13 protein-coding genes are annotated in these 14,843 nt (G+C 59.4%); 6 read left to right on the top strand and 7 right to left on the bottom strand.

The window, feature by feature from the left end; genetic code table 11:
• Positions 1–12 precede the first annotated feature (12 nt).
• The 6 genes from AC1DNW_RS25670 to AC1DNW_RS25645 form a co-directional block, all read right to left on the bottom strand.
• Entirely contained in the window at positions 13–987 is a 975-nt protein-coding gene (locus AC1DNW_RS25670; protein WP_477854766.1) for an ABC transporter permease, read from the bottom strand.
• Positions 988–1,014: 27 nt separating this feature from the next.
• Positions 1,015–2,568, bottom strand: a complete 1,554-nt coding sequence (locus AC1DNW_RS25665; RefSeq protein ID WP_113298435.1) for a sugar ABC transporter ATP-binding protein — start codon at positions 2,566–2,568, stop codon at positions 1,015–1,017.
• A gap of 103 nt (positions 2,569–2,671) precedes the next feature.
• A complete protein-coding gene (locus tag AC1DNW_RS25660; RefSeq protein WP_113307014.1) occupies positions 2,672–3,661 on the bottom strand; it encodes an ABC transporter substrate-binding protein in 990 nt (329 codons plus the stop codon).
• Between the two features lie 211 nt (positions 3,662–3,872).
• The gene (locus AC1DNW_RS25655; RefSeq protein WP_113298437.1) at positions 3,873–4,319 is read right to left on the bottom strand and encodes an RbsD/FucU domain-containing protein; all 447 of its coding nucleotides are present in this window, start codon (positions 4,317–4,319) and stop codon (positions 3,873–3,875) included.
• Positions 4,320–4,328: 9 nt separating this feature from the next.
• On the bottom strand, positions 4,329–5,348 hold the full coding sequence (locus AC1DNW_RS25650) for an aldo/keto reductase (protein WP_113307012.1): 1,020 nt from the start codon (positions 5,346–5,348) through the stop codon (positions 4,329–4,331).
• Between the two features lie 41 nt (positions 5,349–5,389).
• Positions 5,390–6,892 carry an altronate dehydratase family protein gene (locus AC1DNW_RS25645; RefSeq protein ID WP_113307011.1) on the bottom strand — a complete coding sequence of 501 codons (1,503 nt, stop codon included), beginning with the start codon at positions 6,890–6,892 and terminating at the stop codon, positions 5,390–5,392.
• Between the two features lie 251 nt (positions 6,893–7,143).
• Here AC1DNW_RS25645 and AC1DNW_RS25640 point away from each other — a divergent pair, with 251 nt between their 5' ends.
• A complete protein-coding gene (locus AC1DNW_RS25640) occupies positions 7,144–8,043 on the top strand; it encodes a GntR family transcriptional regulator (RefSeq protein WP_113298440.1) in 900 nt (299 codons plus the stop codon).
• Between the two features lie 64 nt (positions 8,044–8,107).
• Here the strand turns inward: AC1DNW_RS25640 and AC1DNW_RS25635 are convergent, their stop codons facing one another.
• Positions 8,108–9,601, bottom strand: a complete 1,494-nt coding sequence (locus AC1DNW_RS25635) for an MDR family MFS transporter (protein ID WP_477854765.1) — start codon at positions 9,599–9,601, stop codon at positions 8,108–8,110.
• A gap of 384 nt (positions 9,602–9,985) precedes the next feature.
• Between AC1DNW_RS25635 and AC1DNW_RS25630 the strand changes: the two genes are divergently transcribed.
• The 5 genes from AC1DNW_RS25630 (at position 9,986) to AC1DNW_RS25610 (ending at position 14,180) form a co-directional block, all read left to right on the top strand.
• On the top strand, positions 9,986–10,825 hold the full coding sequence (locus AC1DNW_RS25630; protein WP_113307009.1) for a glycosyl transferase: 840 nt from the start codon (positions 9,986–9,988) through the stop codon (positions 10,823–10,825).
• A gap of 166 nt (positions 10,826–10,991) precedes the next feature.
• Entirely contained in the window at positions 10,992–11,705 is a 714-nt protein-coding gene (locus AC1DNW_RS25625; RefSeq protein ID WP_477854764.1) for a hypothetical protein, read from the top strand.
• A 311-nt stretch (positions 11,706–12,016) separates the two neighbouring features.
• Complete coding sequence (locus AC1DNW_RS25620; RefSeq protein WP_113510752.1) at positions 12,017–12,520, top strand: hypothetical protein; 504 nt, start codon at positions 12,017–12,019, stop codon at positions 12,518–12,520.
• 408 nt (positions 12,521–12,928) lie between these two features.
• Positions 12,929–13,303, top strand: coding sequence for a CHC2 zinc finger domain-containing protein (locus AC1DNW_RS25615; RefSeq protein ID WP_113307005.1), 375 nt, complete (start codon positions 12,929–12,931; stop codon positions 13,301–13,303).
• 538 nt (positions 13,304–13,841) lie between these two features.
• A complete protein-coding gene (locus AC1DNW_RS25610) occupies positions 13,842–14,180 on the top strand; it encodes a hypothetical protein (protein ID WP_113307004.1) in 339 nt (112 codons plus the stop codon).
• Positions 14,181–14,843: the final 663 nt, after the last annotated feature.

The following is a 14,843-nucleotide window of genomic DNA, read 5'->3' as shown; positions in this document are numbered from 1 at the left end:
TTCTCGTTTCGCTCAGCCTGTCCGGCGCCGGCGAAGCTGGTCGAAGTAGACGATGACGATGATCAGCAGGCCGGTGATGATGCGCTGCCAGAACGAGTTGACGTTCAACAGGTTGGCGCCGTTGTTGATGGTCGCCAGAATGAACGCGCCGATCAGCGGACCATGCACTGAACCGACCGCACCGAAGAGCGAGGTGCCGCCGATGACCGAAGAGGCGATCRCCTGCAGTTCCCAGCCGTCGGCCTGCGTGGCGTTGCCGATCGCGATGCGCGAGGCGAGCAGCACGCCGACGAAGGCCGCAAACGAAGCCGACAGGATATAGGCCAGGTAAATCATCCCCTTGACGTTGACGCCGGAAAGGCGCGCGGCTTCCGCATTCGAACCGACCGCGAAGAGATAGCGGCCCCAGCGGCTCAGATGCAGGAAGACGAAGGAGGGGATCGCCACCAGGATGACCATCCAGAACAGGCTTGGCACGCCAAGGAAATCGGCGCGGGCGAAGTTGCTGAAGCCCTCGTCAGTGATGCTGATCGTCGAGCCGTTGGTGATCAGCAGGCCGATGCCGCGCAGCGACGTCAGGGTCGCCAGCGTGATGATGAAGGGCGGCAGGCCCATATGCACGATGCCGAAGCCATGGAAAGAGCCGATCGCGACGCCGATTGCCAGCGTCAGCAGGATCGCCGCCCAGAGCGGGACGCCCGCCTGTAAGAGCCAGGCGATGATAACAGTGCAGAAGCCGACGATTGCGCCGACAGAAAGGTCGATGCCGGCGGTGATGATGACGAAGGTCTGGCCGAGCGCCAGGATCGCCGTCATCGAGCCTTGGCGCAACAGGTTGGAGATGTTGAGCGGCGTCCAGAAGCTGGCCGTAGAGAAGCCGAGCACGACCCAGAGGAAGATCAGCAAGCCGATCAGCGTCAGGCCGAACAGGATGTTCATCTTCCGGCGCGGCGGCGGCGCGACGATTTCGGTGGGGGTGACAGTCATGAATTTTCTCCCTCTTATTCTTCTGGCTCAGACGCCGATCGCTTCGCTGAGCACTTCTTCATGCGTCGCCGCGTGGAAATCATGGCTTGCAACGAGCTTGCCGCTGCGGAAGACGTGCAGCCGGTCGGCCAGTTCGTAGACCTCGGGCAGGTAGGAAGAGATCAGGATGATGCCTGCCCCTTCCTTCAGAAGCTTGGCGAAGAGCCGGTAGATTTCCGCCTTGGTGCCGACGTCGACGCCGACGGTCGGCTCGTCGAAAATGAAAAGCCGGGCGCCGTGGCTCAGCCACTTGCCGATGACGATCTTCTGCTGGTTGCCGCCAGACATGCTCGAGGCCGGAACGCGCCGGCTCGGCGTCTTGATGCTGAGATCGCGGATCTGCTTGTCGGCATTCGTCGATTCGCGCGAGTGATTGATGACCGGGCCCTGGCTGAGGCGTCCGAACACTGGCAGGTTGATGTTGAGGCCGATCGGCAGGTTGAGGCAGAGCCCCTGGTCGCGCCGGCTTTCGGGCGCCAGCGCAATGCCGAGCTCCATCGCTGTGCGTTCGTTCCTGATATCGACGCGCTTGCCCATCCAGTGGATTTCGCCCGCACTTGTCGGCTGGCGCCCGTAGAGCCCGAGAGCAAATTCGCTGCGCCCGGCGCCGATCAGGCCATAGAGCCCGACGATCTGTCCTGCCTTGACGCTCAGCGACACGTCTTCGAAGCCCGGACCGGTAAGACCCCTGACGTCGAGGATCGTCTCGCCGATCGGAATCTCTTCCTTATGGTAGATCTGCTCGATCGAGCGATTGATCATCAGCGCGATCAGTTCGGCGTCATTGGTTTCGCCAATGAGGCGCGTGCCGACATGGGTGCCGTCGCGCAGCACCGAGACACGGTCGGCAAGCTCGAAGACTTCCTCCATGCGGTGGCTGATATAGACGATGGTGACGCCTTCGCCCTGCAGACGGCGGATCAGCTTGAAGAGCTGGGCGGATTCCTGGCGGGTGAGATAGGCGGTCGGCTCGTCGAAGATCAGGAACTGCGTGCCGCGCATGGCCGCCCGCGCCGTGGCGACGAGCTGCTGCTGACCGATCGTCAGCGAACTCAGCAGCGCACCGGCAGGCAGGCCGAAGCCGAGATCATCGAGAACGGCCTGCGCCATCTTCTCCATCTGCTTCTTGCGCATGATGCCGAAGCGGTTGACCTCGTCGCCGAGGAAGAGATTGGCCGCAACGCTCAGGTGCCGGCAGAGCACGACTTCCTGGTGAACTGCATTGATGCCGCGGGCGATTGCCTCGTTCGGCGTCGACAGCCCCACCGGATGGCCGCACCACAGCACTTCGCCGGCCGTGCGCGTGATGACGCCGGTGAGCAATTTGATGAGGGTGGATTTGCCGGCGCCGTTTTCGCCGACGATGGCGTGGATTTCGCCTGCAAGGAAGGTCAGCGTCGCAGGCTTCAGCGCCTGCACGTGACCGTAATTCTTCTGCAGGCCTTTCAGTTCGAGGATGGGCGATCCGGCGGGAATTCGATTGGCTTCTTTTAGCGTCGCGCTGTCATCGTGGCGATGACTGATCTCTTCCAGTCCGACCATGGACCTCTCCTCCTCTTGTCACGTCTGTTCCATCCCCGGTGAACAATACCATGGAAGAAAAAGGCCGCGCCGGTTTTTGAAGCCGGCGCGGCCACCTGCCGTTTTACTTGATCTTCGGGTTCAGGAGCGCGTCGATCTTCGGATCGGCCATATTCGCCTTGGTGACGAGGTTTGCGCCGGTGTCGACGTTCTGCTCGACCTTCTCGCCCTTGGAGACGGCAAGAGCGGTCTTCACGCCGTCATAACCCATGCGATAGGGGTCCTGAACGACGAGGCCGGCGATCGCACCGTCCTTGAGGAAGCCGACCGTCTTGTCGTCGCTGTCGAAGCCGATGACCTTGATCTTGTCGCCGAGCTTGTTTTCGGCGATCGCCTGGCCCACGCCCTGCGCCATGATGAGGTTCGAGGCGAAGACGCCGACGAGCTTCGGGTTGGCCGTGATCAGGTCGGTCATCATGTTGAGGCCGGTCGTTGCCTGGCCGTCGCCGTACTTGTCGGCAATCACCTTCAGGCCGGGATGCTTGGTCTTCACCTGATCCAGGAAGCCTTCGCGGCGCTGTTCCAGCGAGCCGACGCCGGGAAGGTTGGTCAGGATGACGACTTCGCCCTCTTCCTTGCCGGTCGCTTCCTTGATGGCGGCGGCAAGACCGTCAGCAGCGATACGGCCGCCTTGGACGTTGTCGGTCGTCAGGAACGACTTGAATGCCTTGGAGTCGGCGCCGGAGTCGATGCCGATGATCGGAACCGACTTGGCGGCTTCATCGATCGGCTTGCCGAGCGCCTTGAACTCGGTCGGCGAGATGACGACGGCGGCCGGCTTGCCGGCAACGGCGTTCTCAAGAATGCTGATCTGGCCGTTGATGTCGGATTCGGCCTGAGCGCCGAGCTCCGGCACGTTGACGCCGAGATCCTTGCCGGCCTTGCGGGCGCCCGCCAGAACGATCTGCCAGTAGAAGGACGTCGTATCCTTCACGATGATCGGGATCGTCACGTCGGCAGCAAAGGACGTAGCCGGCATCGCCGTTGCAATGACGGCGGCGCCTGCCAGTGCCGTAAAGGCACGGCGAGACAAAAGGGATTTCACGATGCTCATAAGGGTTCTCCTCTCAGGGTGCGTTCTCCTCCAATGAAACCGGACCGCTGAACGCTGGCGGACGATTTTTATCGATAAAAAACATTTACGATGTGAAGCTAGCCGAGGCGAAAGCAAATTGCAAGCGTGCCGATTTTGCTTTTTTATCCGCTCAATTGCCCCCCAAGCAATTGTTTTCATTTCAAATACATAAGGACCTAAAATAAGGTCTTCAGTCGAATTGCACCTCGTGAGGATGCACTACGCCCTTCTTCAAAATCAGGTTGCCGTAGAGCCGGAACTCGGTGGTCGCGACGATATAGGCGGCCTTGCGTGCCATCTCGTAGAAGGCGAAGCGTTCGACAGAGGCGATGGAAAAATCGCCGGCGCGACGGGTGACGATCTCCTGGAATTCGGCGCAAACCTCCGGCACCGCCTTGGGGTCGCCAACCACCTCCATCCGCCATGCCGATTGCGGCACGAACGTATCGAGCGGCATATGCATGAGGATCGCCTCGGCCATGGCTGTCGCGCTGACGCCATCGGCCCGGATGACGTCGGGCCCCATGCTGCTCGATGGGAAATTGGCGTCGGCGATGACGATATCGTCGCCATGCCCCATGCTCTTCAGAGCATAGAGCAGATCGGGGCCAAGAAGCGGATGAATACCTTTAAGCATGGTGTCTCCTCAGACGCGGACAGCTTCTTCACCGAGCGGCGCAGCCACCAGCGTATGGGGCTCGAACTCGGGATAGATATCGTCGGGAAGCCGTGGTTCGAAATTTTCCATATTGCGCACGAGGCTCGAAGGCTTCGCCGTGCCGATCAGCACCGAGGAGACGACCGGATCGCGCAACGGGAACTGCAGGGCAGGGGCGGCAAGCGGCAGGCCGTGACGCTTGGCGACCTCTTCCATCGCGCCCACCTTGCCCAGCACCTCTTCGGATGCCGGCATGTAGTCGAAATGCGAGCCCGGCACCGGGCCGGTTGCGAGAATGCCGGAATTGAAGACACCGCCGACGACCAGCGACGTGCCCTTCTGCCKGCAAAGCGGGATGAGCTCGGCAACAGCAGAGCGGTCGAGCAGCGTGTAGCGGCCGGCCATCAGAATGGCGTCGATATCGGCGTTGCGCATCACGTCGAGGCAGACGGGCACTTCGTTGACGCCGAGGCCGAACGCCTTGATCGCGCCTGAGGACTTCAGCTCTTCCAGCGCCTTGATGCCGCTGTCGAGGAAACTCTTCAGATACACGGCATTCCTGGCGGCACCGTGCGTATAGGCGCCGATGTCGTGGACGTAGAGGATGTCGATGCGGTTGAGGCCAAGGCGCGCATAGCTGAAATCGACCGACCGCATGATGCCGTCATAGGAATAGTCGTAATCGGCATCGAAGGAGAGCGGATCGACATAGCTATAGTCGGGAACGGTGCCCGTCGGTACCGGGCGCAAGAGGCGACCGACCTTCGTCGACAGCACATAATCGTTTTCCGGCTTGCCGCGCAGAAAATCGCCGACATGCCGTTCGCCGAGGCCAAGGCCATACCATGGCGCCACGTCGTAATAGCGGATGCCATGGTTCCACGCCGTATCAAGCGTTTCCATCGCCTGCTCGCGCGGGCAGGCGCGATAAAGGCCGCCCAGCGCTGCCGCACCGAAACTGATTTCGGTGACCTCCAGCGCCGTCTTGCCGATCCTCCTCGTCTTCATCATTCCTCCTTGTGAAGACCCGAAATTTTTATAGGGATTATTTAGAGTGTGGCACCGAGATGCCACGGAACAAATTCGTTATCGCCATAACCGAAGATTTCACTTTTCGTCTTCTGGCCGGAGGCCGTGTCGACGATCAGATCGAAGATCTCGCGGCCCTTGCCACTGATCGTCGCATCGCCCGTAACGATCGTGCCGCAATCGATATCCATGTCCTCTTCCATCGAGGTGAAGAGCGCCGAATTGCTGGCGAGCTTCAGCGAAGGCGCGGGACGACAGCCGAAGCAGCTGCCGCGGCCGGTCGTGAATGCGATCATGTTCGCGCCGCCGGCAACCTGGCCGGTGGCAGACACAGGATCGTAGCCGGGCGTATCCATGAAGACGAGACCGGGTGCGGTGACGCGTTCGGCATAACCATAGACGGCGGTCAGCGGCGAGCGTCCGCCCTTGGCGACGGCGCCGAGCGACTTTTCGAGAATGGTCGTCAGGCCGCCGCGCTTGTTGCCGGGCGACGGGTTGTTGTCGAGCGAGGCGCCGTGCAGGGCGACATAGGCCTCCCACCAGGCGATCTTCTCATCGAGCTTCCTGGCGACATCGTCGCTGACGGCGCGGCTGCGCAGCAGGTGTTCCGCACCATAGATTTCGGAGGTTTCCGAAAGGATCGCCGTGCCGCCGGCTGCCGCCAAGAGGTCGGCTGCGACACCGAGCGCCGGATTGGCGGAAATCCCTGAAAAACCGTCGGAGCCGCCACACTGCAGGCCGATGATGATCTCACTGACCGACATCGGAACACGCTTTTCGCGGCCGACATCGGCGGCGATCTCGCGCAGCACGCCCATGGCGCGCTCGACCGCGCGGCGGGAGCCGCCGGCATCCTGAATGTTGAAATGCCGCTTGGAGGCGCCGGCACCGCTCTGGCCGTACAGCGTCAGCTGGTTGACCTCGCAGCCGAGGCCGATCATCAGCACGCCGCCGAAATTCACATGGCGCGTATAACCGGCAAGTGTGCGGTGCAGCACGTTCATGCCGTCGCCGGTCGAGCTCATGCCGCAGCCCTGGTCGTGAACGATCGGCACGAAGCCGTCGATGCCGTCATAATGCGGCAGGATGGTGCGGTTGGCCTCGTCGGCGATCGCCCGGCAGACCGTGGTGGAACAGTTCACGCTGGCAATGATGCCGATATAGTTGCGCGTTGCTGCCCGCCCGTCGGCGCGGCGATAGCCCATGAAGGTGCGCGCCTTGTCGTCAGCGCTCGCTTCTTCGGGAGCGGAGTTGGCCGTTGCGGCAAGACGGTCGTTTTCGAAATGCAGATTGTGGCTGTGAACGTGGTCGCCGGCTTTTACATCCGCCGTCGTGCGCCCGATCGCCTGGCCGTATTTCACGACCGGCATGCCCTGCGGAATGTCCGCTATGGCGACCTTGTGGCCGGGGTCGATCTTCTGCCGGGTTACCACACCCGCAACATCAGATCCCTCAGCGATTTGTGCCGTTGCGACCGCGACATTGTCACCGGTCGACAGGATGATCCAAGGCTGTCTGTCCAATCTCTTCTCCCTGACGAAACGCTCGCTACATCGGCGCCTGCTGCATCAACGAATGCGCATTGATTTTGTTTTTTATCTACAATAAACATTTTCAAGTCAACGGGAATTTGATCCTGTGGACGAGGGAGGCAAACAGCCGCAGGCGACCAAAAACTAAGATAAAGGTCGCTTGAAGGGGCTCCTGGTCCGGCTATGCCCGTTGTTGGCGGCGGGTATCATCGCCGTGTCGCTCGGGCGGAAAGCAGGGTCTGATGGCAAGGCAGAATACGGTCTTCAAGGAAGCGTATAATCGATATGCGGCAGCATTGCGCATGGATACGGCGTTGCCTTCCGAGCCGGAAATCGCTGCCCAGCTCGGCGTCAGCCGCAGCACGGCGCGCGCCATTCTGACCCGCCTCAGCGAGGAAGGCATCATCCGCTGGAACAAGCGCCAGAAGATCGTGCTGCGCCAGCCTGTTGACCGCGATTTTTTCCCGTCGGAAGAGACGGATTCGCTGCATGACATCATCGAACGAAGCTTCATGCAGCGCATTCTTTCGGATGAAGCCGCACCCGGCATGCAGATCAACGAACTGGAGCTTGCCCGCGAGATCGGCACAGGCACGACCAGCGTGCGTGAATTCCTCATCCGCTTCTCGCGCTTCGGGCTGATCGAGAAGCGGCCGAACAGCCACTGGACGCTGAAGGGCTTTACCCGCGAATTCGCGCTGGAACTTGCCGATGTGCGCGAAATGTTCGAGCTGCATTCGGCGGCCGAGTTTGGCAAGCTTCCCGCCGACCATCAGGCCTGGGCCGATCTTGCGGCGATCAAGGAGGAGCACGCTTTCGTACTCTCCGATATCAACAACCGCTTCAAGGAATTCTCGGCGCTTGACGAGCGCTTTCACCTGCTGATCCACCGCGCCTCGAAGAACCGCTTCATCGCCGATTTCTACGACGCGATCGCCATCATCTTCCATTATCACTATCAATGGAACAAGGCGGCCGCCCGTCAACGCAACGAGCGCGCGATCTACGAACATCTCGATTATATCGCAGCGCTTGAGGCGCGCGATCAGGGAAGGATCGATGCGACCTGCCGGATCCATCTTCGCTCGGCCCGCCAGACGCTGCTGCAGTCCATCCCGCAGAGCGTCACGGAAGGTGCCTGAGTTGTCATCATGAAGGGTGTGCCGTGTGGGGCCACACCCACCAACCCAACCGATCAGCTTATCTCTAGTGCGAGGCCGCTTCGCTCGCAGCACTCCCAGCACCACCCGTCTTCACGCCCCGCCCGATCGGAATAAGCCAGGTGGTCGCAAAGGTCAGCACTGCCACGACGACGACACCCCAGAAGCTCCAGTGCAGCGCCGCATCGAAGATGCCGCGCACAGCCGGATCACCGGMGAGTTCCGAAAGGCCGGTCGGTTCGTTCAGCACATTATGCAGGCCGGCCGCCGCGTCTCCCGTCGCATAGTGATTGATGCCGGCATTGAGGATTGCGCCGAGCACCGTGGCGCCCAGCGTATTGCCGAGGCTGCGGGCAAAGATGATCGAGGCCGTAGCACTGCCGCGCATCGACCATTCGACGCTGTCCTGCACCAGCGCGATGCTGGTCAGGTTGATGAGCCCCATGCCGAAGCCCATGAAGAACGAGCCCGCACCTGCGACAGCCGGATGGCTTTCAGGCGTGAGGAAAAGCAGGAAACAGGCGCCGAAGGGAAACATGAAGCTGCCGACCCGCAGCGTATTGCGGATGCCGAACGCCTTGAAGAGACGGCCTGATAGCATCACCGACATCGGCCAGCCGACCACCAGCATGGTGAGCGTGAAACCGGCAACGATCGGCGAGCGGCCGAGCACGCCCTGCACATACATCGGCAGGATCGTCGAAAGGCCGATCAGCGCCATGCCGGCCAGCAGCATGCAGGCATTGCTGGTCGCGACCAGCCGCCGGCTCCAGAGCGCGATGGAAATGATCGGCTCCGGCGTGCGCTTCTCCTGCATCACGAACAGGATGCCGGTCACGACGAAAACGGCGGCAAGCGAGAGAAGGACCCAGGCCGGCGCATTCGTTTCCGTCAGGATCGTCAGCAGTGCTGTGATGGAAATCGAAAACAGGATGGCGCCGAGATAGTCGATCTTGGCATCCTTGTGCGCCACGTCTTCCTTCAGGAAGATCGTGAAGGCGATGATCGAGAAGATGCCGATCGGCAGGTTGATCCAGAAGATCCAGGCCCAGGAGATCGTATCGACGATGATGCCGCCGGCAAGCGGCCCGACGACTGCCGAGGTCGCCCAGACGGTCGCCATCACGCCCTGCACCTTGCCGCGTTCCTCCAGCTTGAACAGGTCGCCGATGATGGTCATCGTCACCGGCTGGATCGCACCGGCGCCAAGGCCCTGCACCAGGCGAAAGACGATGAGCGAGGCCATCGACCAGGCAAGCCCGCAAAAGAGCGAACCGACGAGGAAAATGAGGATGCCGCCGATCAGCACCGGCTTGYGGCCGAAAATGTCGGAAAGCTTGCCGTAGATGACAGTCGTCGTCGACTGTGCCAGCAGGAAGGCGGAAAAGACCCAGCTGTAATAGGAAAAGCCGCCGAGCTGGCCGACGATGTGCGGCATGGCGGTCGCCACGATCGTGGCCTCGATCGCCACCATGAAGGTCGCGAGCATGATCGTCGCAACCACGAGCGTGCGTTTGGATTGCTTCGATGGTGCGGACATGATGAACCTTTCGGGACTTTCTCCGCGATACGGGAAAACCACTGTCGGCTGGTGGGGCCATTGTCGGTTGGTGGGGCAACGCGGGGTGTCGGCAGTCTTTTATGCTCCTGCTGATAGCAGGTAAAGCGCAAGTGATATGCTTTCTTCGATGTCGACGCTTAAACCGCTTCCGGCGCTCGCAAATTTAAAATACAAGGCACTTAGCGAAGGAAGTTCCGGTGGGTAGCCGCCGGAAAAGGAGATCCGKCAGGCTGCCGGGGCTCTTGGATGTCAGGATTGCATTTCCGCCAGGTTATTCCCAATTGTAACCTGATGCAGGCCTGTGAACCGCTCCATCGCGGATGCGAAGGGTTTCGGATCCGGGCACGGAAATGGCGAGATACGATGGCGCATGTTTTGGCTGCGAGCGGCGGCGTTAAACAGGTAATCTGCATCAATTGGGGTACGAGATACGGGCCGACTTTCATCAACCGCCTGTATGCGATGGTGGCGCGCAACATTACGCCGCCCTTTACCTTCACATGCTTCACCGACTGCCGCGACACTCTCCATCCCGCCATCCTGTGCGAGGATCTGCCGCCGCTGGATGTCGAAATGCCCGTCAATACGAGGGGCATCTGGCCGAAGGCAAGGCTCTGGGGACCGAGGCTCGGAAGCCTTGATGGGCCGGTCCTCTATCTGGACCTCGACCTTGTTATCGTCGCCTCCCTCGATGACTTTTTCGAGGTCGGAGGGCCTGACGACGTCGTCATGGCCCGCAACCAGACAACGCCTTTCGAAAGGCTCGGCCAGAGCTCGCTCTTTCGCTTTCCGGTCGGCAAGCTCCTGCCGCTGCAGGAAAAGTTCAGGGCCAACCCGCAGAAAGTGGCCGATGAATATCAGTACGAGCAGCGTTTCGTCACCCGCAATGCGCCCGGCGGCGTAAAGTTCTTCCCGCGCAGCTGGGTTTTGCATTTCCGGCAGGACTGCCACTGGGCCTTTCCGCTGAACTACTTCCTCGCCCCGCGCCTGCCATCCAGCGCCCGCGTCGTCCTCTTCCCGCGCGGCTTCCACCCGCAGAACGCCATCGAAGGGAAATTCGGCCCGAAAGGCCGCGCCGAAACGCGGCTCGAGCACATCAAGGGCGTCTTCGACGCCAGCAAACGCGGCGGCAAGCAACCCTTCCGCTACCTGCGCCACTATATCCTGCCGACACATTGGGTGGCCGATCATTGGCATGAATAAGAACGCAAGTTCAGGATTTAGCACGCGGAATAAGCATTTTGTTAACGCGCAAAATTCAAAGTTGTGACAAGTAATATCTCGTATCTGGGTTGCTCAGGCATGATGCCCCAAGCTCTTCCGTGCCGCGAATTCCGATGGAGGGAGTTCCGGTACCAGAGGAACGAAGATGACCGCTATCTCTTCAGCGAACAATGCGGCGCTGCTCATCCTGCAGCAGACGAACGCATCGTTGCTTCCCACCAAACAGCAAGCCGGGAAATCGGCTGCCGACACTATCGCAGCTATCGCTAACGGCATTTCCAGCCAAACGAGCGMCGTAAAGACCCAAGCCTMATCGACAATCGACAGCGCGCTGCTCGACGTCAAAGAGAGCAACGACGGGATTGTGTCGAGCGCGCTCGATTTCCTGGATTCGGACAATTTCAAAACCAGCGATGCCGGTGTTACCGACGTCATCAAGAAGCTCATCAATGACGATGGGGACAAATTTGCCTCGCTGGTCAAAGCCGAAAAGGCGAAGAATCCCGGCATCAGCGATGACAATGCGATGGCCAACGCCATTCAGCGCCTGATCCGGGACAACAGATCCAAGTTCGGCGACGGCGAATTTGTGATCGGCTTCAAGCTTGGAAACGGTGGCAAGATCATCTCGAACATCGAAGACAAGAATGGAAACAGCACCAGTAATACCCTTATGGCGGGATTGAAGACGGCCCAATCCTCACTGATCGAGGCGGGGATGATCATCAGCAGATCGGATGGTAGCAATACGGATGAGTTGAAAATGGCATCCGCAATGCTGAACAACAGCAATTTTGGCAAAGCCTCGAACGACTTTGCGGCTTGGAACGACAAGTGGCGGGATGMGTTTGGCTTTTGAGGCCGGCTACAATTCCTATACCTGCGAAGAGGCCAAGATCGAACCTCGATCTGGGCCGATTTCGTTCAGTTCYGTTTATGCAAAAAGCAGATCGGAGCCATCGATCGCGTCGAACTCCAGGAGTGCCGAGGCGCCGGAGTTGTAGAGGTTCACGAGCGTGACGGACGAGCCGACGACGATTTTGTCGATACCGTCGGCCCAGTCATAGACCGTGTCGATACCTTGGGTTGCCGATCACTGGCACGAGTGACTCTAACGGAACAATTTCCCACGCCGAATGTTGTCCGCCCAGGGAAACGTTGGGTGCTCTCATGCGTCCTCATCTGATCGCAACATTGCTCTCGCTTTCATGCCTGTCTGCCAACGCGAATGCGGCCGACACCGACTTTCTGAACTCGCTGGCAGGCGACTGGGATGGAGGCGGAATGGTCCTGACCAAGATCGGCGGCACGAAGGTCAATGTCTCCTGCAATCTGAAATCCAACGCGAGTGCTTCCGCAGTGTCCATGAATGGCAGCTGTCGCGCTCTCGCCATCGTCACGAGAACCTTTTCGGCAAATGTAAAGGCGGCCGGTCAACGCTACACCGGCAACTACACGGGGCCATCGGGCCAGCCTTCCATGCTTGTCGGCAGCCGGAAAGGCGATGCTCTCAACTTCAATGTCACCTGGGCTCACATCACCAATGGCGACCGAAAAGCAAACTTGATGATCGAAAAGGTCGGGCAGAACGGGCTTCGCCTGCAGACTGTCGATCGGGATCCCGCCTCAGGCCGATCCGTGGTGACCAGCCGCATCGATCTGCAGCGGCAATGACGGCCGGATCGTTTCCTCAAACAGTCGTTTCGATCCTGTAGTCTCGCATCCATCGGCGCGCATCGCATTGAAATGCATTGCGTTTATATAAACAACCGTCATCGCCCATACTGCCTCTAGCCTGAAAACGAGAGGAATGAGCATGACCGGCAGCGCAATCTCCTACACACTTTTAAGCACCAGCGACGTTTAGAAGATTGCCCCGGTTTCGAACGTGACGCTCTGGCGCTGGGTGAGAGATGGCAAGTTTCCCGCCCCCATACAGGTCGCGAAAAGCAATTTCTGGAGGTCTGACGAAGTCGCCGCCTGGATGGATGAAATGTCCTCCAGGCGCGCCGCGCCAGATCGGAAAGCCCTTTCGCAGAACCGCAGCTAGCCGCCGGCTTCCACATTTCATGCGGATATCAAATGGATAGAATATCGGAATACGCGCCGTCGTCGAGGACGGGCGTCTCTAGCGATGTCGAACGGCTGCGCCGCGATATGTCCCTGTCTTCGACAGCAGCGCAATACGGCTACAAGCTCACCCGCAACGGGCAGGAGTTCGCAACATGCTGCCCGTTCCACGCCGAAGACACCCCGTCATTCACGATCTTCATCGGGCAGGATGGCGTCGAGCGTTTCCATTGCTTCGGCTGCGCCCCCCTTCGCAAAATGTCTAGATTCAGGAAGAGAAAGCGTCCCTTATGCGTCCAAATGGGCGCTCTGTGCTCTCGGTGGAGGGGGCGAACGCCCAAATGGAGGGTGCTGGAGGGACCCGCACCCTCCGATTCAAATAATTGAAATATATAGGTATAAATGAATGGAGGGGGCGGAGGGAGCGAATTGCTCAAACATGCCGGAAGCCACTTATGCCGGCATTGATACAGGCGGTATGCACGACGCTTGCGGAGAGTCTTGGAAATGCTCCCTCCGCCCCCTCCGGCCCCCTCCGCGAGCCGGTCGCGCGGTTTTGACGATCCGAGCTGATGCTTCGCTCTAGCCGCCTAGCCGCGAGGAATGCGCGACTATCGACGCGGTAACCACTCCAGTTTTTGAGATAGCAAAGGGCATTCTTTCATCTCGCGTCGGCACACCGATGGGAAAAGAGGCCAAGCGATGGGCAACTGCATGGATGGAAAGCCGTTATTTCAGCAAGATGGCGAGCGCATGCAGAAGTTTCATTCTTACCGGCTCTGACGTTCGATAGTCTGTGGATGAAGGCGAGCGCCGCTAACGTCGGCGCCTACGAACTCACAGCACTAGTTTCCGAGGATAGCTCACCGCTCGGTCAGCTCGTCCGCCTTATGGCTTCCATGCTTCAACTCAACAAGGAGCAGGCATGATGGAAGCTCCTATTCATACCCCTGCCGCGCCTTCCATTGGGCCGGCACCACTCGTCCGCCTGACAGAATTGCGCCGCACCGCACTTGAGGCATTGATAGAGGAGCTGATTGCGTTGCTGGATCTGGCCGACGGCAACCCGGACCTTGAAGACAATGCCGATGACGAGCCATCGCTTGGCAACGCGGCCAGATGCAGCGGCAACGAATGCGTTGAAGATTTGGAGCTCGACGATTGCGACGACGAGGACGGCGGAGACGAGGAGCCGACCATGGGGTGGACCGGGTTGCCATCGAGCACATGCACTACCTCACATCCCAACCGGGAAAGCGAGTGAGATTCGACGTCGCGAACCGCGAGATGCAAAAACTTTAGAAAATTCGAAAATAAAAAACTATTCGTGCAATTTGATGATACTGTGGCGACTATTAGAATAATATTTTAGTAAGGGTAAAATCATGAAATCGTTTTTTCCTGAAATGTCTACGAGGCAGATAGTCGTTTTTATGATTGAGACATCCGTTCTCGTCGCATCGCTCGTTGCCATCCTCTCTGTAACGATACCTATGCTCTGATTTCGATGCCCTTGTGAGTTTAAGCGGGAGCGTTTTTGAAAACGGACGTTCCTCTGGCGAATAAAAAGGGGCTCGTCTTTGTATCGAGTGACGAGCCCCTTTTTATCCCGCCGAAGCGGGCAAGCTTTTCTGAGGAAAGGTGGGACCGCGCAGCCGAAGCGATTGAAGGGTCAAACGGGGCGTGCATCCCCCGCGTGGTCCACGCGACTGTAACTGCCACTGTGCTTAAAAGTGCCGGTAGACTTTGCCTCGAGCGGCAAACACCAGGACTTTCAACTGATCGAAGTTGTGGACGCCTTGACGCGATTACTTGGGTATTTGCGGAAATGAGGTCGCGTTCGTGCGCCGGCGCTTGGATTGAGCGCACTCTAATGGGTTGTATTTTTCTATCGTATTCTTCGAATCACGGTTGCGGAGGAGCGGAT

Source organism: Rhizobium sp. 05L429 (assembly GCF_056397645.1).
Note: the sequence above shows the minus strand (reverse complement) of the source record. Positions and strands in the feature narration are given on the sequence as shown.